Consider the following 24,008-nt stretch of genomic DNA (forward strand, 5'->3'; position numbering starts at 1 on the left):
TAGTAAGCGCCACGGCATTGGAACTCAAGCAGATGCGCGTAATTCGGGGCGTTTTCGGTCTAGCCAAAGCAGCATGGCAATGGCAGGCCCGACGTTGATTTCGCCGGTGTCGATCAAACCCAAGGCCTGATCGAAGGGCACGATATGGAGCTTGAGGTCTTCTGCCTCTTCTTCCAGACCGCCCGCATAGCTGTGCACCTCGGGCAAATCCGTAATCCCCAGAAAACAATAGAAATAATCCGTGGCATTCCCCGGAGAGGCATATTGGCTGAACATCGGGATCAAAGCGGAAAAGCGCAGTCCCGCTTCTTCCATTCCCTCGCGGTGCGCGGCTTGCTCCGGCGTTTCGCCGCCATCCACCATCCCTGCAATGGGTTCAAGACACCAAGGGTTGGGATTTCCGTGCGCCAGCGGCCCCATCCGAACCTGTTCGACCAAGAGCACATTGTCGGATTTCGGATCATAGGCCAGAACAAGCGCAGCATCCGGACCGATGAACACTTCTCGCGGCAATTCACCCGAAGATTTGCCCGCAAAGGTTTCGTATTCCACAACCTTTTGCGCAAAACGGAAGAACCCGCCCGCCCGCGATACCTCTCGTAAAAAGCGGGCGCGGCGCGGTGCGGAGCGCAAGCGATGCGTGGTCGGAAGCGAAGCGGCGCGAAGTGTTGCACTTGCTCTGCCGCGCATCATTCCCCACTGCCGCGCGATCTCGTCATGCGGTGTATCGGGTGGGAAAAAAGCGAATTCTTGCGCAGTCAAAAGTGTTATTTCACGGTCTTTTGCAGCCCATTCTTCAAGTGACCAAACACCTTGCGACTGGCACCCGACGGGCGGATCATAGACTTCGGCGTCGATCATCCGATCCCCTGCGCGCACTTGAACCGAACGCCGCACATAGCCAAAGGGCGCCTCATAGGCGTCAAATCGGGCGGCCACCGCATCGGTCACATCACAAAGCAGCAGCCCATGTGCTATCGCGCCATCGCACCCCACCAAAACAGGCAGAATCCCGTCTTTCTCACATTCCACCGCATGATCGGAAAGCATGGCATCAAGCGGTTCAAGCCCCGCCTCGCCACTCACGATTGCCAAAAGATCGCGGTCCTTGAGCGTCCCGTAGAGGAAAAAATTCATCAGCCAAATCGCTTGTTGAGAATTTGAAGCAAAATACCCGCGACGGCACCACCGCCGAAGACGACAGCAGTCAATTCAGGGCTTTGGATCGACTTGGCGAGTTCCAAAGCCGCCTCGAGCACTCCGACCAAGGCATCCATGATACCGTCATAGCGAAGGTCTCGGGTGAATTTGAACATCTGGATGGCCCCATGCACCCCCATCGCAAGGAACGAGATCACGACAGACCCCGTGATGCCGTTGGCAAAGCCAACCGCAATCCTATCGCCGGGCACACGTCCCACAAGATGCCACCCCATCGCACTCGCCACCGCAATATTGATTTCAAGAAAGAAAGACGGCGGAACAGGTCTTGGATAATCCGCAAGCGCGAGCACCGAAGCATATCCGAAAATAGCGGCGAAAAAGACTGCACCGAGCAGTCGGCTCATCGTTGGCATGGGGCGCCCCCTTGAACTAAGTGGGCGGCCCCGCTTGGATCACATGGGCCGCGAAATCGTGATTTGAGTTACGTCACAATTTCCGACGTGAAAGGTTCCGGCGCAAGACGCAAGATAAAAGTTCCACATTCTTTTGAAACGATCATCGAAACCAAAGGCTTTGACCTCGTCCCAACGCGCGTTGAACGTCTCGTACCAGCGGCGCAGCGTCTGGCTGTAGCTTTCGCCGAATTCGATCGAGCCATCCACCTTGAGCCCCGATTTGCGCACCTCTTCGCGCAAGATCGACGGGCTGGGAAGCATACCGCCGGGAAAGATGTACTTCTGGATGAAGTCGACACCGCTGTTATAGACCGCCCAACGCGAGTCCTTGATCGTGATGATCTGGAGGGTCGCCTTTTTCCCGGGTTTCAACCGTTCGCGCACGGTTTCGAAATAGGCGGGCCAATACTGGCGTCCGACTGCTTCGAACATCTCGATGCTGGCGATACCGTCATAGGTGCCACGTTCGTCGCGATAGTCCTGAAGCTTGAAGGTCACGCGATCCGAAAGACCGGCTTTTTCAATGCGTTCCACAGCATACTTATACTGCTCTTTACTGATCGTAAGGCACGTCACCTTGAGCCCGCGCTCTTTGGCGGCGTATTCGGCAAACCCGCCCCAGCCACAGCCGATCTCAAGGACATGATCGCCCTCTTTCACGCCCATAAGATCGACAATCGACGCGTATTTCTGTGTCTGCGCGGTCTCGAGACTTTCCTGACCCGTTTTGAACAGAGCCGAGGAATAGGTCATCGTCTCGTCCAGCCAGAGCGCATAGAAATCATTGCCGAGATCGTAATGCGCACTGATGTTCTTTTTCGCCTGACGTTTGGAATTGCGCTGCATCCAGAACCGCATCTGCTCGTAAAGACGGAGCAATGCCTGGCCCGGGAAGCTGTCATACATTTCTTCCGAGGTGTCATGGATGAAGTCCATGAAAGTCATCAGATCGGGCGTGCTCCACCATCCGTCGAGATAGGCCTCGCAAAATCCAAGATCACCCTCGCGGATCAGCCGCGCGAAGAGATCGGGATTGTGAATGGTGACTTCCGCAACGTAACCCGGAGCCTTGCCCTGAAACTGGAAGCGCCGCCCGTCGGGGAGCGTCACATCAAGCCGACCTCTCTCCATCTTCGAGAGCATTGATGACACCTGCGTGAAATAACGCGGTAGGTTCGTTTCGGACTTGATATCGTTCTGGATCATGAAATCCCTCAGTAGGTAGTCCCGCAATGCGCGGCGTGTTGAAATGGTAGTCGAAGAGTGGCACAAGTCACGGCTTTTCTTTAACGCGCCTCGTAAGCGGCCAAGGCGCGGTCCCGTCCCTCGGCCAAAGTCACGATGCGTTCGGGATAGGAAGCCTTGGGATCAAGCCCCCAACTCAGCGGCACTGCATCAAAGTAACTCAGCGCGGTTTCACTCGGGCGCGCCGAGCCTTCCGCGATCCAGCGACGGCGATAGGCGTCCTTGGCATCGAATTTCTCGAGCTGGGTCGCGGGATTGAAAATGCGGAAATAAGGCGCCGCATCGGGCCCCGACCCCGCCGTCCACTGCCACCCCATCGCATTTGCCGCGGGGTCCCAATCGGTCAAACACTCCTCGAACCAGCGTTGGCCGATTTTCCAATGGGACATCAGATGCTTGCAAAGATATGACGCAACAATCATCCGCGCGCGATTGTGCATTTTACCTGTAACATACATCTCGCGCATGGCGGCATCGACAAAAGGTTCGCCCGTGCGCCCCTGTTTCCATGCGATCACATTGGGGTGGCTTTCGTCCTCGTTCCACGGAAATTCGTCCCACTCAGGGCGCCAGTTCCGCTCGACGATCTCGGGGGTATGATAGGCGAGATGATAGGAGAATTCGCGCCAGACCAACTCTTTGACGAAATGCTCGGCCCCTTTTGCTCCCTCGTGATGCGCACGCCAGCCCGCATGCCAGATCACGCGCGGTGAAATTTCACCATAGGCGAGGTTCTCGGAAAGCTGCGATGTTGCCTCTTCGGCGGGAAAATCGCGCCGCTCCTTATAGGCTTCGACCTTTGCATCGAAAAAATCGTCAAGTCGCTTGCGTGCAGCGCCCTCACCGACACATTGCCACGCCGCGACAATCGATGCGCCGCGCCGCATCGCTGCGGCAAGCGCCCAGCTCTCCAAGGTATCGCTCTGAGGCCAAGTCTCGGGCGCTGGGATTGCCGTGGGTTTTGCAATGGCATCGGGAACCGCACGATCCTTTACGGTTTTCCACATCGGCGTGTAAACGCGATAGAACCCTCCAGTGCCCGTCTGCACCGTCCAAGGCTCAAAGAGCACTTGCCCCGCGAAACTCTTGGCATCGATCCCGCGTTCTTTGAGCGCAGCCTTGACGGTTTCATCGCGCTTGCGGGTCACGGGGTCATACATGCGTGACCAATAAACCGAACCTGCCCCCGTCTCCTCGATAAGCTGGAGGAGCGTTTCGAGCGCGGGACCTTTGCGCAGGATCAACCGAGAGCCGTTTTCCTCAAGCGCGCGCTGAAGGCTTTCCACCGATTGGCCAAGCCGCATCAGAGGCGCTGCACCATGCGAACGGGTCAACTCGTCATGCAGAAATACCGGGATCACAGGCCGCCCCGACTGACAGGCAGCAGTCAATGCCTCGTGATCGGAAAGCCGAAGATCTCGGCGGAACCACATGAGAATGGGGGGTTTTTCGCTCATAACGGCCTTTGGCTTTCTTTGTTTGTGGACGATGTGTTCCGTCGATGCCCGAGGTCAAGGGCCGCTTGGGAAACATTTGCGCGTTAATCTCCTTGCGCCCACCCCCGAGGGAGGCCAAAATCGCCGCAACCAAGGAGCTGACATGAAAATCGCAACATTCAACATCAACGGTGTCAAAGCCCGTATCACCGCTTTGACGGACTGGCTGACCGAGAGCAAACCCGATGTTGCGATCCTCCAAGAGATCAAATCCGTCGACGAAGGTTTCCCCCGCGAGATTTTCGAGGATATGGGCTATAACGTCGAAACCCACGGCCAAAAAGGCTTCAACGGTGTCGCTCTATTGTCGAAATTCCCGCTCGAGGATGTGGTGCGCGGCCTTCCCGGTGACGAGACCGACGAACAGGCCCGCTGGATCGAAGCGACCGTTGTCGGTGACAAAGCCGTTCGGATCTGCGGGCTTTATCTTCCCAACGGCAATCCCGTGCCGGGTCCCAAGTATGACTACAAACTCGCATGGATGGAGCGTCTGAGAACGCGGGCAGAGGCGCTTTTGGCCGATGAAATGCCCGCGCTCATGGTCGGCGACTATAACATCATCCCCCAAGCCGAAGATGCCGCTCGCCCCGACGCCTGGCGCGAGGACGCGCTCTTCCGACTCGAAAGCCGCGAAGCATTTCGCCGCATCCTGAACCTCGGCTTCACCGAGGCCTTCAGAACCCAAACAAGCGCAGCGGGTCACTATTCCTTTTGGGATTATCAAGCGGGCGCATGGGACCGGAACGACGGCATCCGCATCGACCACTTCCTCCTGACGCCGCAATGCGCCGATCTTCTGAATGAGTGCTGGATCGAAAAAGACGTGCGCGGACGTGAAAAGCCGTCGGACCACGTGCCTGTTTGGGTGGATCTCGCAGCCTAGGCCGTCACATCATGGCCATAGAGCCAATCCATGCGGTCCAGAAACGCACGCGGCGCAACAAGTCCTAGGGTTTTAAGTCCCTTGTGGGCGACAAAGCGTTTAACGCCCGACAGATGATAGTTCGTCGCATTGGCATTCGCCGCCTCGATCGCGCGGATCACCCGCGCACGACGCTTGGCCTGATACAGTCCAAGCCCCGCCTCGACCCCGTTTTCGGCAACCGCGCGCGCAAGAACATAGGCATCCTCGAACGCAAGATTTGCCCCTTGCGCCAGAAACGGAAGGGTCGGATGAGCAGCGTCCCCGACGAGTGCGACTTTGCCGCTGTGCCAGACTTCGGCCACGGGATGGCGGAACAACCCCCAAAGCCGCACAGTCTGCACCTCGGACAAAACCGAACGGAGCGCCGCGCTACAATCGGCAAAGGCGGCTTGGAGCGCATGCGGCTCATCAAAAAAGTTCCACCCTTCGGCGGCCCATTCTTTGCGTTCCTGCACGGCAACAACGTTCAGACGACCCCCGATCAGCGGATAGGTGACAACATGACGGTGCGGCGCCATCCAGATGCGGGCAATCGGGTCTTCGTCTTTGACTTTGACGACCGAACGCCATGCAACCTGCCCCGTGAAGAACGGCGCATCCTCTCCATTGAGGCGTTTGCGCGTAACCGAATGGAGACCGTCGGCGCCGACCACCAGATCGGCTTCGATGGTCTGCCCGTTCTCGAACCCGACCACGCCGCTTTGTGTGACTTCAACCGCTTTCGCATCGAGAACGATTTCGACGCCCGCCTCGGCACAGCCTTCGGCAAGAAGATCGAGAAGATCTGCCCGATGGAAAAAGCGGTAAGGCTCGCCCCCCAGTTGCCCCAGATCGAACCGCGTCACTGCGCGCCCCGTGAGTGCGTCCATCGGCATGACCGCAGCGGCCTGGATCGACCGGTGATCGGCCGCATCCGACAATCCCAACGCGCGTAGAACGGCGGCTCCGTTGGGCGTGATCTGGAGCCCTGCCCCGACCTCGCGCAGTTCGGCCGCCTGTTCAAAGACGCGGACCGAGGCGCCCCGTCTGGCAAAGGCCAAAGCCGAAGCAAGCCCACCGACCCCGCCGCCGAGAACAGCAACAGAAAGGCCCGCGAGCGAGCGGGCCTGATCTTGGTGTTTATCGTTTGTCATTCGCGATCAAAGATCAGTCGTCACGATGCACTTTTTCGCGGCGCTCGTGGCGCTCTTGCGCTTCGAGCGTCATCGTGGCGATCGGACGCGCATCAAGCCGCTTGAGGCTGATCGGTTCGCCCGTTACTTCGCAATAGCCGAATTCACCGTTCTCGATACGGCGCAAGGCCGCGTCGATCTTGGACACCAGCTTGCGCTCGCGATCCCGAGTCCGCAATTCCAAAGCGCGATCCGTCTCTTCCGAGGCACGATCGGCGATATCGGGAATATTGCGAGTCGAGTCTTTCATCCCTTCGATGGTATCGCGGCTATCCTCGAGGATTTCCGCCTTCCACGCCAAAAGCTTACGACGAAAATACTCGAGCTGACGCTCGTTCATGAAAGGTTCGTCCTCAGCCGGACGATAATCCTCAGGAAGAAAGTTCTCCGCTTTCATACCACCACCCTTAGTCTCGCCAACGACCGGAGTCTCAATATCTGCGGCCATCAGCCTCTCCCAAACCTTTTGGACCGTTTACCCCTCTCCTGAGGGGAAGTCACCCCCCGAAATACCAATTTTTGTTCACAAGTTGCGACCCCCTCCCGAGGTGGTAATGTGGCGAGAATCCGACCCCAGAGAGAGCCTATGCATTTCACCGGAACAAAATCATACGTTGCAACACAAGACCTTAAGGTTGCAGTCAACGCCGCGATCACACTCGAGCGCCCGCTTCTCGTCAAAGGCGAGCCGGGAACGGGTAAAACCGAGCTGGCGCGCCAGGTGGCAAATGCGCTCGATCTTTCGATGATCGAGTGGAACATCAAATCGACGACCAAGGCGCAACAGGGTCTCTATGAGTATGATGCCGTCAGCCGACTTCGCGATAGCCAGTTGGGCGATGAGCGGGTGCATGACGTCAAGAACTACATCCGCAAAGGCAAACTCTGGCAGGCGTTCGAAACCGAGAGTCGCGTCGTGCTTCTCATCGACGAGATCGACAAAGCTGATATCGAATTTCCCAATGATCTGTTGCAGGAACTCGATAAAATGGAGTTCCACGTTTACGAAACGGGCGAGACGATCAAGGCCAAGATCCGCCCCATCGTTATCATCACATCGAACAACGAAAAGGATCTTCCCGATGCCTTTTTGCGGCGATGTTTTTTCCACTACATCCGTTTTCCCGATCCCGACACGCTCGCCAAAATCGTCGAGGTGCATCACCCCGGCATCAAACCGCGCCTGCTCGAAGCCGCGTTGACCCAGTTTTACGAAATTCGCGAAACGAACGGGCTCAAGAAAAAACCATCGACCTCCGAAGTGCTCGATTGGCTCAAATTGCTTCTGGCCGAAGACCTCACGCCCGAGGACCTCAAAGCCGATCCGAGCTCACTCTTGCCACGTTTGCACGGGGCGCTTTTGAAGAACGAACAAGACGTTCAGCTTTTTGAAAAACTGGCCTTCCTCAATCGTCGTCGCTGAGAAAACAATATTTAGTGGCGCAAGACACATCGCTTACTAGAAACCTGCGACCTTCGCGCCACTATTCGCTGAATTTGATGCACCCTCGCGATTCCCGAGTGCTTTGGGTTCGTCTTTGCGCACTAATGAACTCGTCATCGGCGAATTGTCTCTAAATTTTCACAATTCGATCCAACGGTGGCCGCACTCTGCGGGCAGGTTCGGAGTGTGAAAATTCAGGAGAGCACTTTGGCCAAGGCAAAAATGCCGGTCGAAATGGGCGCCTCGTCTCCCTCGCTTGCGGGGGCGAAGAACGCGTTGCGGACCGAAAGCAATGTCAAACCCACGGGACAGGCCCGTTCGTTTGGCGCATTGAACATCTCCCCTTGTGCTGCTTTAGCAGTACATGCGCCCTTGCCTTCGCTCGGTTTGTTCAGGGGTTGCATATGAGAAAGCTTGCTCTTGCCGCCATTACGGCGCTCTCCGCTTGCACTCCGACACCACAGGACCCACCCGGTCGCGCGGCGGTCAACCCGGACTCTCTTCCTCCGATGAAGAGCTTTTTGGGCACGCGGGTCAGCCCCTCGACGCGGCCCAACGCCGAAATCGCGCGCGATTTTCTCGACCTGTCGTTCCAAATGGAAAGCGGCCGTGCAATCCCGCGACTCACCCGCTTCGAAGGTCCGATCAGCGTGCGCGTCGACGGCATGGTGCCGCCGAGCCTCGTGCCCGACCTCCGTACGCTTTTATCGCGTTTTCGCGCAGAAGCAGGGCTTGATATTTTCCTGACTGGCGCAGAACAGGCGAATATTTCCGTTGTCGCCGTGCCCCGCGACGAACTCAGCCGCGCAGTCCCCAAAGCCGCCTGTTTCGTGGTGCCCCGCGTTTCAAGCTGGGAAGAATTCAAAGCGAGCCGCAATACACCCGTGGTCGATTGGACCACACTTGAACGTCGGGACCGTGCGGCGGTCTTCGTGCCTTCCGATGTTGCTCCACAAGAAATCCGCGATTGCCTTCATGAGGAGCTCGCTCAGGCGCTAGGGCCTTTGAACGATCTTTACCGCCTGCCTGATTCCGTTTTCAACGACGACAACATGCATGCGGTGCTTACGGGCTTTGATATGCTCGTGCTCAGGGCCTATTACGACCCCGCCCTTCGCAACGGAATGACCCGAGGCGAAGTCGCCACCCGTATCCCGTCGATCCTCGCACGGATCAACCCGTCGGGTGAAAATAAACCCGCCCGCCCGCAAAACGACACCACGCGCGACTGGATCGAAGCGATGGAAGCGGCTTTGTCATCGGGGAGCACCCCGCTTCGCCGCCGCGCCGCTGCCGAAACCGCCATGAACCTCGGCCGCGCCTTTGGCTGGTCAGGCACCCGCGAAGGCTTTGCTCTTTTTGCCTATGGTCGCCTGAACGTCGGCTCTGACCCGACGCTAGCACTTGGCGCCTTCCGCGCCGCCGACCGTGCCTATCGCGAGTCGCCCGAAACGCGTCTCCAGACGGCACATGTCGCCGTGCAGCTTGCCGCCTTTAGCCTGTCTTCGGGGGACGGCTATGGAACACTCTCCATCGTGGACGAGGCGATCCCAATTGCTGCCGAGAATGAAAACGCGGCTCTTCTCGCCACGCTTTTGATGTTCAAGTCCGAAGCACTACGACTGCTTGGCCGCGACGCCGAGGCGCAGACGGTGCGTCTGGACAGTCTGGCTTGGGCGCGTTACGGATTTGGTTCAGAACAGAAAGTAAGTGCCCGTCTGGCAGAGGTCTCGTCCCTGAGCCCGCGCTAGGGGCAAAAGGATCAGACCATGATTTTCCCCCTTGCAGGCCTTCTTATCGGACTGATTTTCGGAGCTTTTCGCGCAAAACGGCGTGGCGGCAAGACCTTTGATCTTTTGCAATGGGCGGCTGTCTACGGGATGCTTTTTGCGATCATCGGGCTGTTCGTCATGATCTTTATCGATCGCAGCTATCTGGTCTAAGGTATGTTCCTCCCCTTCTTCTCGACCCTGAGAGACGAAGGCGTTCCTGTTTCGCTGCGCGAGTTCCTCACCTTTCTCGAGGGTCTCGCTCAAAACCTTGTGATCTATGACACCGAAGGGTTCTACCTTTTGGCCCGCACGATCCTCGTCAAGGACGAGCGTCATCTTGATCGTTTCGACCGTGCCTTTTCCAAGAGCTTTTCCGGCCTTGATACGATCTCGCCCGAAGCGATGATAGAAGCAATGGATCTTCCGCGGGACTGGCTCGAAAAGCTCGCCGAAAAGACCCTTTCGGACGAAGAAAAGTCCAAGATCGAGGCGCTGGGCGGCTTCGACAAGCTCATGGAAACCCTGCGCGAACGTTTGAAGGAACAGCAAAAGCGCCATCAGGGCGGCAACAAATGGATCGGCACCGCAGGCACATCACCCTTTGGTGCCTATGGTTACAATCCCGAAGGCGTGCGTATCGGCCAAGACAAATCACGTCATCAACGCGCTGTAAAAGTCTGGGATAAAAGAGAATTCCGAAATCTGGACGACACGCGCGAACTTGGCACGCGGAATATCAAGGTTGCTCTCAAGCGTTTGCGTAAATGGGCGCGCACGGGTGCTGCCGAAGAACTGGACCTGGATCAGACGATCTCGTCCACCGCCAAGCACGGCTATCTTGACGTCCAGACCCGCCCCGAGAGACGCAACGCGGTCAAAGTTCTTTTGTTCTTTGATGTCGGCGGCTCGATGGACCCGCATATCCGCGTTCTGGAAGAGCTTTTTTCCGCCGCAAAAGCCGAGTTCAAGCACCTTGAACACTTCTACTTCCACAACTGCCTCTACGAAGGCGTGTGGCGCGACAATGCGCGCCGCTGGAACGCACAGACCCCGACGTGGGAAGTGCTGCGCACTTATGGCCCCGACTACAAATGCATTTTTGTCGGTGACGCCTCTATGTCGCCCTATGAAATCGCCTATCAGGGTGGTGCGAACGAACATTGGAACGAAGAATCCGGCGAGGTCTGGCTCCGCCGCGCGATCGAACACTGGCCGCAAACGCTCTGGATCAACCCCGTTCAGGAAGAGCACTGGAAATACACCCACTCGATCGGCATGATCCGCACGATCTTCGGTGCGGACCGCATGGTGCCGATGACACTCGAGGGGCTCGAACGCGGCTTCAAACTCCTTGCGCGGTGAAATCGGCAAAGCCCGCTATTGACGGGCGGACCCATGGGAACAATCTAAGAGACATGCGCCATCTCATTTCTTTCATCCGGCATCACAAATACATGTCGCTCGCCTTTGTTGTGGCGCTCAGCGCGACCATGTTCTTCGCCTTTGACGTGCTCAGCGATGCACGGAACTGGAAAGACCCGCAATCGCGCAATGTCGATCCACAGGTCTGGATGACGCCGATGTATATCGCACACAGCTGGAAGGTGGACCCCAAAGAGCTTGGCGCGGCCATCGGCATCACCGAAAGACCCAGGAAACGCACGACCCTCGAAGACATCGCAAAAGAGCGCGGCGTTCCCGTTGCGCAGGTCATTCTCGAAGTCCAGGAATTTCTGGCCGCATCCTCGACCCGCGAGAAGCGATAACCCACATGACGGATTGGCTCCTTCTCAATCTGACGACCTATGGCTACTCGCTGTTGTTTCTGACAACCTTTCTGAGCTGCCTCGCCCTGCCCGTTCCTGCGTCTTTGGCAATGATGACGGCGGGGGCCTTTGCGGCTTCGGGCGATCTTATTCTTTGGGCCACCGCAGGCTCGGCCTTGGGGGGCGCGGTGCTCGGCGACCAGACAGGGTTCATTCTGGCGCGCATGGGATCGGGCCGACTGTCGCCCTATATGCTGCGTCACCGCGGACGTGCCAAACTGATCTCGCGGGCAAAGCGTCTGACCGAGCGCTATGGCGGGCCGGGGATATTCCTCTCCCGCTGGCTCGTCAGCCCGCTTGGGCCATATGCGAATTTCGTAAGCGGCGCGACCCATTACCAGTGGCACCGCTTCACCCTCTGGGGCGTCTCGGGTGAACTCGTCTGGGTCGTCATTTACACCAGCCTTGGATATATCTTTGCCGCAAACATCGACCTAGTGGCACAGATCGCCGCCGATACCAGCGGGCTTATTGCTGCAAGTGCCATAACGGTCGGCATCGGGCTTTACCTGATCCACGCCATGCATCGTCACGCGAAACGTCGGAGGGCCTAGGATATGCTCCGTTATACACCCATCCTTCTTGCGCTCCTTTACGGGGTCGGCCTCTATCTTTTTTCAGCCCATCGCACGAAAAAGCATCTGGCGGAACAGTCGGTCGAGCTTGCCGATCCTTCGCTGCTTCCGATCCTTCAAAGACTTGCCAAGGCGCTTGATCTGCCCCGCATCAGGGTCTTTGTCTATAACGTCCCGCAAGTGAACGGGCTCGCCGCGCCCGACGGCAAGATTTACCTCACGCGCGGTTTTCTCGACAAATACCGCAGCGGCGAGATCAGCGACACAGAACTGGCCAGTGTGATCGCCCATGAAATGGGGCATGTCGCCTTGGGCCATACCCGCAGGCGCCTGATCGACTTTTCGTCCCAGAACGCCTTGCGCACCGCGCTGGCGATGTTTCTCGGACGTATTCTTCCCGGAATCGGGCCGTTTCTGGCGAATGCCGCGATGTCGCTTCTGATGGCGCGGCTTTCGCGCGGCGACGAATACGAGGCGGACGCCTATGCCAGCGCCCTTTTGATCAAGGCGGGGATCGGGACCGAGCCGCAAATCTCGCTCTTTCGCAAACTCGATCGCCTGACGGGGGGCGCGGGTGGAAATAGCCCCGCTTGGCTTCTCAGCCATCCCAAAACCCAAGCCCGCATTCACGCCATCGAGCGCAATTCCGAAAAGTGGCAGGGTTAGGCCAATGCCTTGCCCAATCTGGGAAGCCGCGCTTTTTTCATAAGCTTGCGCATCTCCCAAGGCATCCCCGAAAGCCGCTCTGCTTCTGCAGACACGCGGGCGCAGGCCCGTTCCACCGCCTCTGGCGCATCAAGCCAGAGGCCATAGAGAAACCCATCGGGGTCCACCCGCTCGATCCCCTCGTCCCGCAAGAGATTGAGCGGAAAATCCGACACGTTCATCGTGACGATCGCATCGCAAGAGCCTGAAATTGCGGCAGCGAGCACATGCACATCGGCAGGATCGGGAAGCCAGAGCCGTCCTTCGATCCCTTCGCGGATACGGATACTGGCGACAGGAAAGCGCAGCCCAAGCTGCACGATCTCGCCGCGGGCAATGGCTTCGGCCCCATCGCCGAGCTTGACCGTCGCCCGCGCCCATTCTTCAAGGATACGCGGGCTCCATCTGGGCTCGTAGAGCCCCTCGTCCGCGACCGCGAGGAGCACTTCGCGCATGACGGTCGGAAAAAGGACGCAAGCGTCAAGGAGCATGCGCCGCTTGGTCATAGGCGGAAGAACACCGCCTTGAGGTATCCGCTTTCGGCCAGATGCGGCATGAGCGGATGGTCCGCTCCCGCAAAGCCTGTGTAAACGATCTGCCCGCGCCGACCGCCCTTGCCGATCCCGCGGGCCGAAGCGTTGCGGAATTTGGTCAAATCGGCGGCATGGGAACAGGAGCACAGCCCGAGATACCCCCCCTCGCGCACCAGAGGCGCGGCAAGCTTTGCAACCCGCTCATAGGCCCGAAGACCTGCTTCGAGGGATTGTTTAGAGGGCGCAAAAGCGGGCGGATCACAGATCACCACATCAAAGGTCTCGCCCTCTTCGGCAAGCGCGGTGAGCACGTCGAAGGCATCGCCCTTGCGGGTGGTAAAGGCATCGCCCTTGCCCATCGCCTTGGCGCCCGCTTCGGCAAGCTCGAGCGCGGCGGCAGATCCGTCAACCGCCATGGCAGATGCGGCACCCCCCGCCAAAGCAGCAAGGGAAAAGCCGCCCACATGCGAAAAGACGTCAAGAACCTTTGCGCCGCGCGAGAGTCGCGCGGCAAAGGCGTGGTTCGGACGCTGGTCGTAAAAGAGCCCCGTCTTTTGTCCGCCCATGACATCGGCCATATAAATCGCGCCGTTCATCGGCACTTCGATCGGTGCTGCGGGCGCTGCGCCCAAAACGACTTCGGTCTTTTCCTCAAGCCCCTCGAGCGCACGTGCACGGCCCGACCCGTTCATGATGACGGTGGTCACGCCCGTCACTTCGGCCAAGGCGGCGACCATCGGCGCAAGCAAGGCATCGGCCCAAGCAGCATTCGGCTGCACCACGGCCAGATCACCGAAACGGTCGATCACCACTCCGGGGAGCCCGTCGGCCTCGGCATGGACAAGCCGATAGAACGGATGCTCGAAGAGCCGCGCGCGATGCGCCAGAGCGATACGCAATCTTGCTGCAAACCACGCCTGATCGATCACCGCTTCGGGATCGCGGTCGAGCATGCGGCAGGTGATCTTGGAGGCGGAATTGACCGCAACGATCCCCATCGGACGCCGTTCGGCATCCTCAAGAACCGCAAGCGCGCCCGAGGCAAGCGCCTTGGTTCGGCGATCCAGCACCAATTCATTGGAATATACCCAAGGAAAGCCGTGACGGATGGCACGGGCATCGGCTTTGGGCGAGAGACGGACAACAGAATAAGAGGAGGACATCATGCCCTCCTCCTAGCTGGTTTCTAAAATGTCTGAAAGAACTTTTGCGAGCCTTAGGCACCAAGTGCGGGAGAGCTCAGGTCTTGGATAAATTTCTGGGTCATAAAGTCGAGAACGCGGACTTTTTCGGTCTGGCCCGCATGTTCGAGCGCCATCGCGGCATCCCCACCGGGGGCGTCGAGTCTGTATTTCACCATCTTTGACGGCTCGATCACTTCGCCCGTCACAGCGTTGCGCACGGTCATCACATAGTGGATGTCATAGTCGCCGCCGATCGAGAAACGGGTCTTTTCCGTCACCCCATGGAAACGGGCAAGTTCGACGTCCACAACGACAGGCACCGCGCCGTTCATTCGCTCGGCACCACGTGCCGCAGCCTGTTCGAACAAAGCACTAAGCTGCTGGTGACGGTTGCCGAATGCATCCCCGCGCCAGACAATATCGGCGCGCGGGAAGTAGGAGTTGGCCTCGGAAACGCTCAGTTCTTCGGGAACCGAAACCCTGATGTCGGTCACTTTGTAGTCGCGGACAAAAGCACCTGCCTTTGCAAAACCGGTTTCCAACGGTTCGTTCCGCGAAGCAACACCGCCGTCCATCGAGCAGGCAGCGGAAAAACTCGTTACGCAAAGCACAAGAATAAGCCGAATAATGTTCATCTTAATGTCGGGGGAACCCCGTCCCTTGTTTCTTTGGATTGATCCGAATTTCCCTCTCCTTTTGGGCGAGAATATGTCGAGGACGTGCTCTTTTAAGGATTTGGTAACTTTCTTGGCCCGCGACAAATTGCGCCCGTTAATGCTTGATATTTCCATTCGGCATACAAAAGTATCCGTTGTTAGCGCTAACTATCCATGTTACGAGTGCGCGACTCGAACAAGGAGACGAAAATGGCCCTCAACCCGATCATCGCAGCCGTCACCGACCGCATCCGCGCGCGCAGTGAGCAATCGCGGGGTCGTTATCTGGACCTGATGTCGCGCTCGGCAGCCGAAGGTCCGCGCCGTGCGCATCTCACCTGTGGAAACCAGGCTCACGCCTATGCAGCCATGGGTCAGGACAAAGACGCTCTGATCGCAGAGCGCGCCCCCAATATCGGGATCGTGACCGCCTATAACGACATGCTCTCGGCCCACCAGCCCTATGAGCGCTATCCCGAACTCATCCGCGAAACCGCACGCAAGCTCGGTGCAACGGCGCAGGTCGCTGGCGGCGTGCCCGCAATGTGCGACGGCGTGACCCAAGGCCAGACGGGCATGGAGCTTTCGCTCTTTTCGCGTGATGTCATCGCGCTTGCTGCAGGCGTCTCGCTCTCGCACAATGTCTATGACAGCGCGATCTATCTCGGGGTTTGCGACAAGATCGTTCCCGGTCTGATCATTGCTGCGGCCACTTTCGGCTATATCCCCGGCATTTTCCTTCCTGCCGGTCCGATGACCTCGGGCATCCCGAACGACCAAAAGGCCAAGGTGCGCCAACAGTTCGCCACGGGCGAGGTCGGTCGTGAAGAGCTGATGAAGGCGGAAATGGCCTCTTATCACGGGCCGGGCACCTGTACATTCTACGGCACCGCAAACACCAACCAGATGCTCATGGAGTTCATGGGGCTCCATCTTCCGGGGGCATCGTTCGTGAACCCCAACACGCCTCTGCGGGACGCTCTGACCGTCGCAGGTGTGGAACGCGCCGCCGCGATCACCGCGCTCGGCAACGATTATCGTCCAGTGAGCGAGATTCTCGACGAGCGCGCCTTTGTGAACGGGATTGTCGGGCTCATGGCGACGGGTGGCTCGACCAACCTCGTGCTGCATTTGCCCGCCATGGCGCGTGCTGCGGGTGTGATCCTCGATCTCGAAGACTTCCATAACCTTTCGGAAGCCGTCCCGCTCATGGCCAAGGTCTATCCCAACGGTCTTGCCGATGTGAACCATTTCCACGCAGCGGGCGGTCTGGGTTATATGATCGGCGAGCTGCTCAACGCGGGCCTTTTGCACGATGACGTCAGCACGGTCGCAGGTGACGGCCTCGAGCGCTATACCCAAGAGCCGCAGCTCAAGGATGGCCGCGTCTCCTATGTCGAGGGCACGAAGACGTCGCTCAACGACAAAATCCTGCGCCCTGCCACGAACCCGTTCAACAAACACGGCGGTTTGACCCGTCTCAAGGGCAACCTCGGCGTCGGCGTGATCAAAACCTCCGCAGTTGCCGAAGAGCGCCACATCGTCGAAGCCAAAGCCCGCGTGTTCAACGACCAGCATTCGGTCAAAGCCGCCTTCCAGCGCGGTGAATTCACTGAAGACACCGTCGTCGTCGTCCGTTTCCAAGGACCAAAGGCCAACGGGATGCCCGAGTTGCACTCGCTGACCCCGACCCTTGCGGTTCTTCAGGATCGCGGCCTCAAGGTCGCTCTCGTGACTGATGGCCGTATGTCGGGCGCTTCGGGCAAAGTGCCCGCCGCGATCCACGTCTCGCCCGAGGCTGCAAACGGCGGTCCGCTCTCCTTTATTCAGGACGGTGACGTGATCCGTCTCGATGCGACCAAGGGCACGATCGACGTGATCGGTGTCGATCTTTCGACCCGCACCGCAGCGGTTGCCGATATGAGCGGCAACGGCAACGGCGTAGGTCGCGAACTGTTCGAAGTGTTCCGCCAGAATGTCGGACTGTCTTCGGACGGCGCGGCCGTCGTGGTTTGAACTTCGCGCCGGAAACGCCATAAATACCTTTGTCAGAGACGAAACCTGTCTCTGACACACCCACCAAAGGATATGAAATGACCCCTGAACACGCCTCCGAACTCGCGCGTAAAATCTGTGATCTTGCGCCGGTCGTCCCCGTCTTGGTGATCAAAGACGCCGCTCAGGCCGAAGGTCTGGCGCGTGCATTGGTCAAGGGCGGTCTTCCTGCTCTCGAAGTCACGCTGCGCACGCCCTGCGCGCTCGAAGCCATTTCGGAAATGGCGAAAGTCGCGGGCGGCGCTGTCGGCGCAGGCACGCTTTTGACCACGCAGGACGTCGAAAACGCCAAGAAAGCGGGCGCAACTTTCGGTGTTTCTCCGGGTGCGACGGACCGTCTTCTGGATGCTTGCGAGGCAAACGATCTGCCGCTTCTTCCGGGGGCTGCGACCTCGTCCGAAGTGATGCGCCTTCTTGAGCGCGGCTATAACGTTCAGAAATTCTTTCCCGCAGAAGCCAATGGCGGCGCTCCCGCGCTCAAGGCCATCGGCGCGCCGTTGCCGCAGGTCAAATTCTGCCCGACGGGCGGTATTTCGATCAAGAACGTGAATGATTATCTCTCGCTCTCGAACGTTCTATGCTGCGGCGGCTCTTGGGTTGCCCCCTCGGACCTCGTCGATGCGGGCGACTGGGACGGGATCGAAGCGCTTGCCCGCGAAGCCGCTGCACTCAAGCGATAAAGCTTGCAATTGAAACGGAGCAGTCCGACACTCGCGCCATTCCACTAGGGGGACCGAGATGACTGCTCCGACCGCAACCACCTGCCTTTGGTATGACGACACCGCCGAAGAGGCGGCGATGCTCTATACCTCTTTGTTCGAGGATGCCCGCATCCTGAACATCACGCGCCAAGTGGGCGGCGACAAAGCCTTTATCGTGGAAATGGAGCTTTTGGGTCAGCGTTACACGATGATGAACGGCGGCCCGCGTTACAAGCTATCCCCTGCTGTCTCGATCCAAGTCTATGTCGAAACCCAAGAAGAAATCGACAGGCTCTGGACGGCCTTGGGCGAAGGCGGCGAGGAAATGCGCTGCGGCTGGCTTGCCGATCGCTTCGGGTTGAGCTGGCAAATCCTGCCCAAAGCGCTCTCGCAATGGATGTCAGATCCCAAGACCGCCCCCGCCGTGGGAGCAGCCTTTTTGCAGATGGTCAAATTCGACATCGCAACCCTTCAGCGGGCCGCAGACGGCGCGACGGCCTAACCGTTCATCCGCGCCGCACGTCCTCCGCGACGCTTGGGGGCAAGTGGACCCTCGAGTGCCGCATTGAGCACCGACTTCATCGGGTGATCGGCTGGCTCCCCCTCGTACCGCTCCAGAAGCGCACGGATCACGGGCGTGGTGTCCGACGTTGGCACCGAAAGCGCCCAATCAAGAAAGATCGTGCGGCACTCTTCGATGGTGATCCCCTCGATGCGAAAGGACTCTCGAATGAGGCCCTTGGGATCGTTCGGGTCTTTTGGCTGAGCCATGATCAAAAATCCTTTATCCAAGCAGACGCGTGACCACCGCGTCCGCCTCTTGTGCTGCCTCGGCCATTGCCTGCCTGAGCGCTTCGATGTTTTCATAACCTGTCTCACGCAAGATAAACCGCCGTCCGCCTTCGCCAAGGTCTTCGGGCTTTAAAACGCCGCCCGTCAGCAATCGCGCCGACGCCTGCAGTTGCCAGAAGAGCGCCGCCGCACGACAAAGCGCCGCTTCATCTGCGGCATTGAACCAACCGGACGCGACACCGGCTGCGATTTGCTCGGACACAAGCCGTGCATCGCTGCCCGCACAAAGCGCTGCGGTCTGGGCGATGAGTTCTACATCCTGCAAGCGCCCTGCCCCGATTTTCGCGTCCCAGTCCCCTTGGGGGGCTTTGGCGGCGGCAATCCGGCTGCGCATTTCACTCACGTCGGCAAGGACCGATCCGCCTTTGGACTTCTCGGCCAAAAGCACGCGGCGGAATGCCTCGACCTCGGCACCAAGCTCCATGTTCCCCGCCACAGGCCGCGCACGGGTGAGCGCGAGATGCTCCCATGTCCATGCCTCGTTCCGTTGGTAATCCTGAAACGCGGTGAAAGACGTGGCGACAGGCCCCTGCCGCCCAGAGGGACGCAGACGCATATCCACCTCGTAAAGCCGCCCGTCCGACATGGGCACGGTCACAGCGGTCACCAAAGCTTGCGTCAGCCGAGCATAATAGGCACGCGTCGCCAACGGACGACGTCCCTCCGAAGCTTCGACCCCTTCCGCGTCATAGATCATGATCAGATCAAGATCAGAGGCGGAATTCAGCCGCGCCGCTCCGAGCGATCCCATCCCGAGCACGACCGCGCCCCGCCCCGGCGGGTTGCCGTGTTTGGCGCTGAAATCCTCGAGCACGAGCGGCCAAAGACCTGCAATCACCGCCTCGGCCAGATCAGCATATTCGCGTCCCGCCTCGACCGCGGTGATCAGGCCGCGCAAATGATGGACCCCGACGCGGAAGTGCCATTCCTTCATAAAGCGGCGCGCCATGTTCAGCTTGTCTTCGTAATCGCGCGCCTCGCGCATCGCCCGTTCAAGCCGTTTGGTAAGCTTTTCGGCCCCCGGCCATTCGCTAAAGAACCCCCCCGAGATGACCATGTCGAACACATCGGCGTTCCGCGACAGATACTGCGCAAGCGCCGGCGCCGTCGCGCAAATATCCACGATCAATTGGTTCAGTTGCGGGTTCGCCTCGAAAAGCGAAAAGAGCTGCACCCCCGCAGGAAGCCCCTTGAGAAAGGCGTCGAACTGCAAGAGCGCCTCGTCGGGCTTTGCCGCCTCTTTCAGTCGCGAGAGGATTTCAGGCCGAAGCCGCTTGAAAATCTCGACTGCGCGATCCGAGCGAAACGCGGGATAGTCCATCCAGCGCTGCACGATCTCTGCACCGAAATCATCGAGTGGCTTGGCCTCTCCCGGAGCAAAGAACCCTTCGGTGAGGGTGTGGACCTCTTCGATGCGCTGGACCAGCTCGGCCCGAAGCGCCGCTGTCTCGTAGCCCATGAGCGCCGCCAACCGATCGAACCCCTCAGGCGTTGTGGGGAGCGCATGGGTTTGTTGATCGTTGATCATCTGGACGCGGTGTTCCACCGTTCGATGGAACACGTAGTGGTCATAAAGCGTATCGGCGACCTCTTGCGGGATCCACTCGGCCCGCGCCAGTTCTTGCAGCCCCTCGCGGGTTTGTCGCACGCGAAGCGCAGGGTTGCGCCCCCCCGCGATGAGCTGGCGGGTTTGGGTAAAGAACTCGATCTCGCGAATACCGCCACGACCAAGCTTCATATTATGGCCTTCAAGAACCAGCGGCCCATGCAGCCCCTTGTGATCGCGGATCTTAAGCCGCATGTCGTGGGCATCCTGAATGGCCGCAAAATCGAGATGCTTGCGCCAGACAAAGGGACGCAGTGTTTCAAGGAAAGCAGCGCCCGCTTTGATATCGCCCGCGCAGGGGTTCGCCTTGATATAGGCCGCGCGCTCCCACGTGCGGCCCACGCTTTCGTAATAATGCTCGGCAGCAAGGGTCGAGAGGCACACAGGCGTCACACTCGCATCGGGACGCAGCCGAAGATCGGTGCGGAACACATAGCCATCGGCGGTCACATCCGAGAGGATCGAAGTCATCTTGCGCGTGACGCGGATAAAGGCCGCGCGCGCGTCGAAATAGCTATCCTCGTCAAAGCGGCTCTCGTCAAAGAGCATGATAAGGTCGATGTCCGACGAATAGTTGAGCTCGCCCGCCCCCATCTTGCCCATGGCAAGCGCGATCATACCGCCTGCGACCTCTGCATCCTCGATCCCGAGACTGGGGATTTTGCCGCGATTGATCTCTGCCGCCACAAGACGGCGCAGACAGACATCGACCGCCGCCGCTGCGAAATCCGACAACGCGCCCGTCACCTTTTCAAGCGGCCAGACACCGCCAAGATCGGCAAGCGCGGTCAAGGCGGCGATCCGCCGTTTTGCGCGGCGAAGCTCAACGGCCAAAGCGTCGGCCTCGAGCGCCCGCACGACGGCCAAGGCTGCATCCAATGCAGCTTCGGGGTCGTGGAAGGCGCCCGCAAGCCAATCCGCCTCTTTTTGCATCAACCCGAGAAGATAGGGGCTCGATCCCCCTGTCCCCGCAACAAGTCGAGCTGTGTTGTCGGAAAGCCCCGTAAACAAAGCGGCCGCATCTGCAGCGCGCTCGGGTTCATAGGGACGGGGAATGCGGGTGATGCGGGATTCGAAGCTCATGTGCGGAGATTGCGCCTTGAATTTAGGCGGGTCAATTGGCACCACTGGGGCCAAGCCATCGAAATTTCGGGGAAGATCATGAGCAAAAGTCTCAAACGCGTGACCAACGCCCTCCTAGACGCGGGGATCGACGCCGTGCCCGTCGAAATGGGTGCGGAAACCCGCACAGCGCTTCAGGCGGCCGAGGCTGCGGGCTGTCTCGTGGACCAGATCGCCAAGTCGATCATCTTCCAAGGCGAAACCAGCGGCGAAGCGATCCTCTTTGTCACGGCGGGCAACAATCAGGTGGACCCCGTCAAAGCCTCCAAGGTCGCGGGCGAGCCCTTGGGCAAGGCCGATGCGACCCTGATCCGCAATCAGACGGGCTTTGCCATCGGGGGCGTCGCACCCATCGGCCATCTGAATCCGATCCGCGCCTTTCTCGATCCGCACCTCTTCGATTTCGACGTCATTTGGGCGGCGGCAGGCACGCCGAGACATATTTTCCCCATAAACGCAGTCGATCTGGAGCGGATTTCAGGCGCAAAACGGGCCGATTTCACCGAGTAAGGCGAAATTTTTTCCAAGAAAAACAAACGTGTTACTCGCCTCATACGGAAAAATGTTAAAATCTTTCACATAAGGTCTTGAAGCGAAGGGGCGTGCCTCCGATATTGGGTAATGTAAAAGGCATTCACATAACCCCGAAAGGAGCACAAAATGAGCGACAGCACCGCATTCACCCCCGCCCGCACCCAGCCCGTTATGGGTTGGTTTCAACGGTCCGAGGCCTGGCTTGACAGCAAGGGCCGTGGCGCATGGATCGCCGCGATGGTTCTTGGCTTTATCTTTGTCTGGCCCGTCGGCCTCGCCCTTCTCTTTTATATGATCTGGAGCAAACGCATGTTCAGCACATCCTGCAAGTCTATGAAACACTCCCGCCGCGCCGCCATGAGCACCTTCCGTTCGTCGGGCAACAGCGCCTTTGACGCCTACAAAGCAGAAACGCTGCGCCGCCTCGAAGAAGAGCAGAACAACTTCGAAGCCTTCCTCGAGCGTCTTCGCGAAGCCAAGGACAAATCGGAATTCGACCAGTTCATGGACGAGCGCGCAAAGAAAGCATCCAAAGACGTCCATCAGGACGCCTGATCCCAACCCCCGGCCCTGTGTCCTCCCCACAGGGCCACCTTGAACACGGAGACCTCACGACCATGTCCGCCTATCACACCCTTCCCGACCCGCGCACCCACCCCGAGTTCTATCGCTCGGTTGTGCTCAAGCGGGCCTTGGCTTGGTGCGTCGACTTTGCTTTGATCGGTATTCTTGCCGTGATCCTCGTCCCGCTCACAGCTTTTACGGCGGTGTTCTTCTTTGCCTTTTTCGCAATGGTCGTGGGGTTTCTTTACCGCTGGTTCACTCTGGCAAGCGGTTCGGCGACTTGGGGCATGCGCCTCTTTTCGATAGAAATCCGCAACGGCCATGGTGAAAAGCTCTCCTCCCAAGAGGCGCTGATGCACACGCTGGGCTATACCGTTTCGGTCATGGTCGCACCGCTTCAGCTCGTTTCCATCGTGTTGATGCTCCTGACCGAGCGCAAACAAGGTCTTACGGACCATTTTATGGGAACAGCGGCTATAAACCGCCCTCTCTGACCCGTTTAGATAAGGGTATTGGCGAGTATGCGCAGGCTTGGTAGTCTCGCGCATATTCGTTTTCTTGTTTTGAAGTCATATCCCTACTGAAATGCGTCACTCGCTCCCGCTCACGCCCCAGTTCTACGTCACTGCGCCGCAGGACTGCCCCTATCTGGACGACCGAAAAGAGCGCAAGCTTTTTACGGCGCTTCAGGGCGAGAACGCCGAGCTTCTAAACAATGCGCTCTCGAAACAAGGCTTTCGCCGGTCCCAGAACGTGCTCTATCGACCGTCCTGTACGGACTGCTGCGCTTGTCTGTCGGCCCGTATCCGCGTTGCGGATTTCACCCCGAGCAAGAGCCAGAAGCGGGTCCTCAAGCGCAACGCGCATCTCAAGCATCGCTCGACCTCGCCGTGGGCGACCGAAGAACAATTCGCTCTCTTCCGGCGCTATCTCGACAGTCGGCACGCGACCGGCGGGATGGCCGAAATGGATATTTTCGAATTCGCGGCCATGGTCGAAGAAACCCCGATCAAAACCCGTTTGATCGAGTTTACCGATCCCCAAGCAGAGCGCGAGACCGAAATGCTCAAGGCGGTCTGCCTGACAGATGTTCTCGATGACGGTTTGAGCATGGTCTATTCGTTCTTCGATCCCGATATGACCAAACATTCCTTGGGAACCTACATCATTATGGCGCATATCGAACTCGCCCGTGGATCTCGGACTTCCCTATATCTATCTGGGCTATTGGGTGCCCAATAGTCCCAAGATGGGCTACAAGTCCAAGTTCAATGCGCTCGAGGTTTTCGTCAACGGCGCATGGGAGCCGATGGAAGATCCCGAGGCTTATGCGGTTACGACCGATCCTTTGCTCGTGCAGCCCATCGCAGAACAGGTCGCGCGGCTCTCCATCCCCGACACGCGGCTTTGAAACGGCCCTCC

Annotated in this window: 26 protein-coding genes and 1 pseudogene; 15 read left to right on the forward strand and 12 right to left on the reverse strand. The window is 58.8% G+C overall.

The annotated features are described in order from the left end of the window. Positions 1-24 precede the first annotated feature (24 nt). From QQG91_RS07195 to QQG91_RS07210, 4 genes are all read right to left on the reverse strand, one after another. The gene (locus QQG91_RS07195) at positions 25-1,137 is read right to left on the reverse strand and encodes an NUDIX domain-containing protein (protein WP_285772285.1); all 1,113 of its coding nucleotides are present in this window, start codon (positions 1,135-1,137) and stop codon (positions 25-27) included. After that, positions 1,137-1,577: a TrgA family protein gene (locus QQG91_RS07200; RefSeq protein WP_285772286.1), complete on the reverse strand. Its 441-nt coding sequence runs from the start codon at positions 1,575-1,577 to the stop codon at positions 1,137-1,139. Before QQG91_RS07200 ends, QQG91_RS07195 begins: the two co-directional genes overlap by 1 nt. A gap of 39 nt (positions 1,578-1,616) precedes the next feature. After that, positions 1,617-2,825 (reverse strand): SAM-dependent methyltransferase, encoded by a 1,209-nt coding sequence (locus tag QQG91_RS07205; RefSeq protein WP_285772287.1) that lies wholly within the window; start codon positions 2,823-2,825, stop codon positions 1,617-1,619. Positions 2,826-2,905: 80 nt separating this feature from the next. Further along, entirely contained in the window at positions 2,906-4,321 is a 1,416-nt protein-coding gene (locus QQG91_RS07210; protein WP_285772288.1) for a cryptochrome/photolyase family protein, read from the reverse strand. Between the two features lie 142 nt (positions 4,322-4,463). On the opposite strand from QQG91_RS07210, the gene xth reads away from it, so the two are divergent. Further along, a complete protein-coding gene (gene xth / locus QQG91_RS07215; protein WP_285772289.1) occupies positions 4,464-5,243 on the forward strand; it encodes an exodeoxyribonuclease III in 780 nt (259 codons plus the stop codon). Here the strand turns inward: xth and QQG91_RS07220 are convergent. Continuing rightward, a complete protein-coding gene (locus tag QQG91_RS07220; protein WP_285772290.1) occupies positions 5,240-6,418 on the reverse strand; it encodes an FAD-dependent monooxygenase in 1,179 nt (392 codons plus the stop codon). The two genes, xth and QQG91_RS07220, sit on opposite strands and share 4 nt — an antisense overlap. A gap of 13 nt (positions 6,419-6,431) precedes the next feature. Further along, positions 6,432-6,854, reverse strand: a complete 423-nt coding sequence (gene dksA / locus QQG91_RS07225) for an RNA polymerase-binding protein DksA (RefSeq protein ID WP_285772330.1) — start codon at positions 6,852-6,854, stop codon at positions 6,432-6,434. Positions 6,855-7,043: 189 nt separating this feature from the next. On the opposite strand from dksA, the gene QQG91_RS07230 reads away from it, so the two are divergent. Next, complete coding sequence (locus QQG91_RS07230) at positions 7,044-7,880, forward strand: AAA family ATPase (protein ID WP_285772291.1); 837 nt, start codon at positions 7,044-7,046, stop codon at positions 7,878-7,880. 215 nt (positions 7,881-8,095) lie between these two features. Here QQG91_RS07230 and QQG91_RS07235 read toward each other — a convergent pair whose 3' ends face one another. Next, entirely contained in the window at positions 8,096-8,239 is a 144-nt protein-coding gene (locus tag QQG91_RS07235; RefSeq protein WP_285772292.1) for a hypothetical protein, read from the reverse strand. A gap of 66 nt (positions 8,240-8,305) precedes the next feature. Between QQG91_RS07235 and QQG91_RS07240 the strand changes: the two genes are divergently transcribed. The 6 genes from QQG91_RS07240 to QQG91_RS07265 are packed head-to-tail and all read left to right on the forward strand — an operon-like array spanning position 8,306 to position 12,740. Further along, positions 8,306-9,652 carry a DUF2927 domain-containing protein gene (locus tag QQG91_RS07240; protein WP_285772293.1) on the forward strand — a complete coding sequence of 449 codons (1,347 nt, stop codon included), beginning with the start codon at positions 8,306-8,308 and terminating at the stop codon, positions 9,650-9,652. An 18-nt stretch (positions 9,653-9,670) separates the two neighbouring features. Next, positions 9,671-9,844 (forward strand): hypothetical protein, encoded by a 174-nt coding sequence (locus QQG91_RS07245; RefSeq protein ID WP_285772294.1) that lies wholly within the window; start codon positions 9,671-9,673, stop codon positions 9,842-9,844. A 3-nt stretch (positions 9,845-9,847) separates the two neighbouring features. Further along, positions 9,848-11,035 carry a vWA domain-containing protein gene (locus tag QQG91_RS07250; RefSeq protein WP_285772295.1) on the forward strand — a complete coding sequence of 396 codons (1,188 nt, stop codon included), beginning with the start codon at positions 9,848-9,850 and terminating at the stop codon, positions 11,033-11,035. Positions 11,036-11,088: 53 nt separating this feature from the next. Next, entirely contained in the window at positions 11,089-11,439 is a 351-nt protein-coding gene (locus QQG91_RS07255; RefSeq protein WP_285769558.1) for a hypothetical protein, read from the forward strand. A 5-nt stretch (positions 11,440-11,444) separates the two neighbouring features. Beyond that, positions 11,445-12,053, forward strand: coding sequence for a DedA family protein (locus tag QQG91_RS07260; protein ID WP_285769559.1), 609 nt, complete (start codon positions 11,445-11,447; stop codon positions 12,051-12,053). 3 nt (positions 12,054-12,056) lie between these two features. After that, on the forward strand, positions 12,057-12,740 hold the full coding sequence (locus QQG91_RS07265) for a M48 family metallopeptidase (RefSeq protein ID WP_285769560.1): 684 nt from the start codon (positions 12,057-12,059) through the stop codon (positions 12,738-12,740). Here QQG91_RS07265 and QQG91_RS07270 read toward each other — a convergent pair. From QQG91_RS07270 to QQG91_RS07280, 3 genes are read right to left on the reverse strand one after another with little or no spacing between them, the layout of a single operon-like run. Next, on the reverse strand, positions 12,737-13,285 hold the full coding sequence (locus QQG91_RS07270; RefSeq protein WP_285769561.1) for an RSP_2648 family PIN domain-containing protein: 549 nt from the start codon (positions 13,283-13,285) through the stop codon (positions 12,737-12,739). The two genes, QQG91_RS07265 and QQG91_RS07270, sit on opposite strands and share 4 nt — an antisense overlap. Then, complete coding sequence (locus tag QQG91_RS07275; RefSeq protein ID WP_285769562.1) at positions 13,282-14,478, reverse strand: RSP_2647 family RNA methyltransferase; 1,197 nt, start codon at positions 14,476-14,478, stop codon at positions 13,282-13,284. Before QQG91_RS07275 ends, QQG91_RS07270 begins: the two co-directional genes overlap by 4 nt. A gap of 50 nt (positions 14,479-14,528) precedes the next feature. Further along, positions 14,529-15,131, reverse strand: a complete 603-nt coding sequence (locus QQG91_RS07280; protein ID WP_285769563.1) for a DUF6778 family protein — start codon at positions 15,129-15,131, stop codon at positions 14,529-14,531. A 231-nt stretch (positions 15,132-15,362) separates the two neighbouring features. Here QQG91_RS07280 and edd point away from each other — a divergent pair, with 231 nt between their 5' ends. The 3 genes from edd to QQG91_RS07295 all read left to right on the forward strand — a co-directional run bounded on the left by edd (position 15,363) and on the right by QQG91_RS07295 (position 18,410). Then, the gene (gene edd, locus QQG91_RS07285; RefSeq protein ID WP_285769564.1) at positions 15,363-17,168 is read left to right on the forward strand and encodes a phosphogluconate dehydratase; all 1,806 of its coding nucleotides are present in this window, start codon (positions 15,363-15,365) and stop codon (positions 17,166-17,168) included. 77 nt (positions 17,169-17,245) lie between these two features. Then, positions 17,246-17,887 (forward strand): bifunctional 4-hydroxy-2-oxoglutarate aldolase/2-dehydro-3-deoxy-phosphogluconate aldolase, encoded by a 642-nt coding sequence (gene eda, locus QQG91_RS07290; protein WP_285769565.1) that lies wholly within the window; start codon positions 17,246-17,248, stop codon positions 17,885-17,887. A gap of 58 nt (positions 17,888-17,945) precedes the next feature. Beyond that, positions 17,946-18,410, forward strand: a complete 465-nt coding sequence (locus QQG91_RS07295; protein WP_285769566.1) for a VOC family protein — start codon at positions 17,946-17,948, stop codon at positions 18,408-18,410. Here the strand turns inward: QQG91_RS07295 and QQG91_RS07300 are convergent. Both QQG91_RS07300 and QQG91_RS07305 read right to left on the reverse strand, forming a co-directional pair. Then, the gene (locus QQG91_RS07300) at positions 18,407-18,679 is read right to left on the reverse strand and encodes a hypothetical protein (protein ID WP_285769567.1); all 273 of its coding nucleotides are present in this window, start codon (positions 18,677-18,679) and stop codon (positions 18,407-18,409) included. The genes QQG91_RS07295 and QQG91_RS07300 overlap by 4 nt on opposite strands. Before the next feature lie 13 nt (positions 18,680-18,692). Continuing rightward, positions 18,693-21,449 carry a [protein-PII] uridylyltransferase family protein gene (locus QQG91_RS07305; protein ID WP_285769568.1) on the reverse strand — a complete coding sequence of 919 codons (2,757 nt, stop codon included), beginning with the start codon at positions 21,447-21,449 and terminating at the stop codon, positions 18,693-18,695. A gap of 78 nt (positions 21,450-21,527) precedes the next feature. Between QQG91_RS07305 and QQG91_RS07310 the strand changes: the two genes are divergently transcribed. The 4 genes and pseudogenes from QQG91_RS07310 (at position 21,528) to QQG91_RS07325 (ending at position 23,997) form a co-directional block, all read left to right on the forward strand. Further along, positions 21,528-21,998, forward strand: a complete 471-nt coding sequence (locus QQG91_RS07310) for a YbaK/EbsC family protein (RefSeq protein ID WP_285769569.1) — start codon at positions 21,528-21,530, stop codon at positions 21,996-21,998. Between the two features lie 150 nt (positions 21,999-22,148). Then, positions 22,149-22,577 carry a DUF2852 domain-containing protein gene (locus QQG91_RS07315; RefSeq protein WP_285769570.1) on the forward strand — a complete coding sequence of 143 codons (429 nt, stop codon included), beginning with the start codon at positions 22,149-22,151 and terminating at the stop codon, positions 22,575-22,577. Between the two features lie 62 nt (positions 22,578-22,639). Further along, positions 22,640-23,080 carry an RDD family protein gene (locus QQG91_RS07320; protein WP_285769571.1) on the forward strand — a complete coding sequence of 147 codons (441 nt, stop codon included), beginning with the start codon at positions 22,640-22,642 and terminating at the stop codon, positions 23,078-23,080. Between the two features lie 91 nt (positions 23,081-23,171). Next, a pseudogene (locus QQG91_RS07325) lies at positions 23,172-23,997 on the forward strand (arginyltransferase). The last annotated feature ends 11 nt before the right edge of the window (positions 23,998-24,008 follow it).

Source organism: Marivivens sp. LCG002, assembly GCF_030264275.1.
In the GTDB taxonomy this organism is placed as follows: domain Bacteria; phylum Pseudomonadota; class Alphaproteobacteria; order Rhodobacterales; family Rhodobacteraceae; genus Marivivens.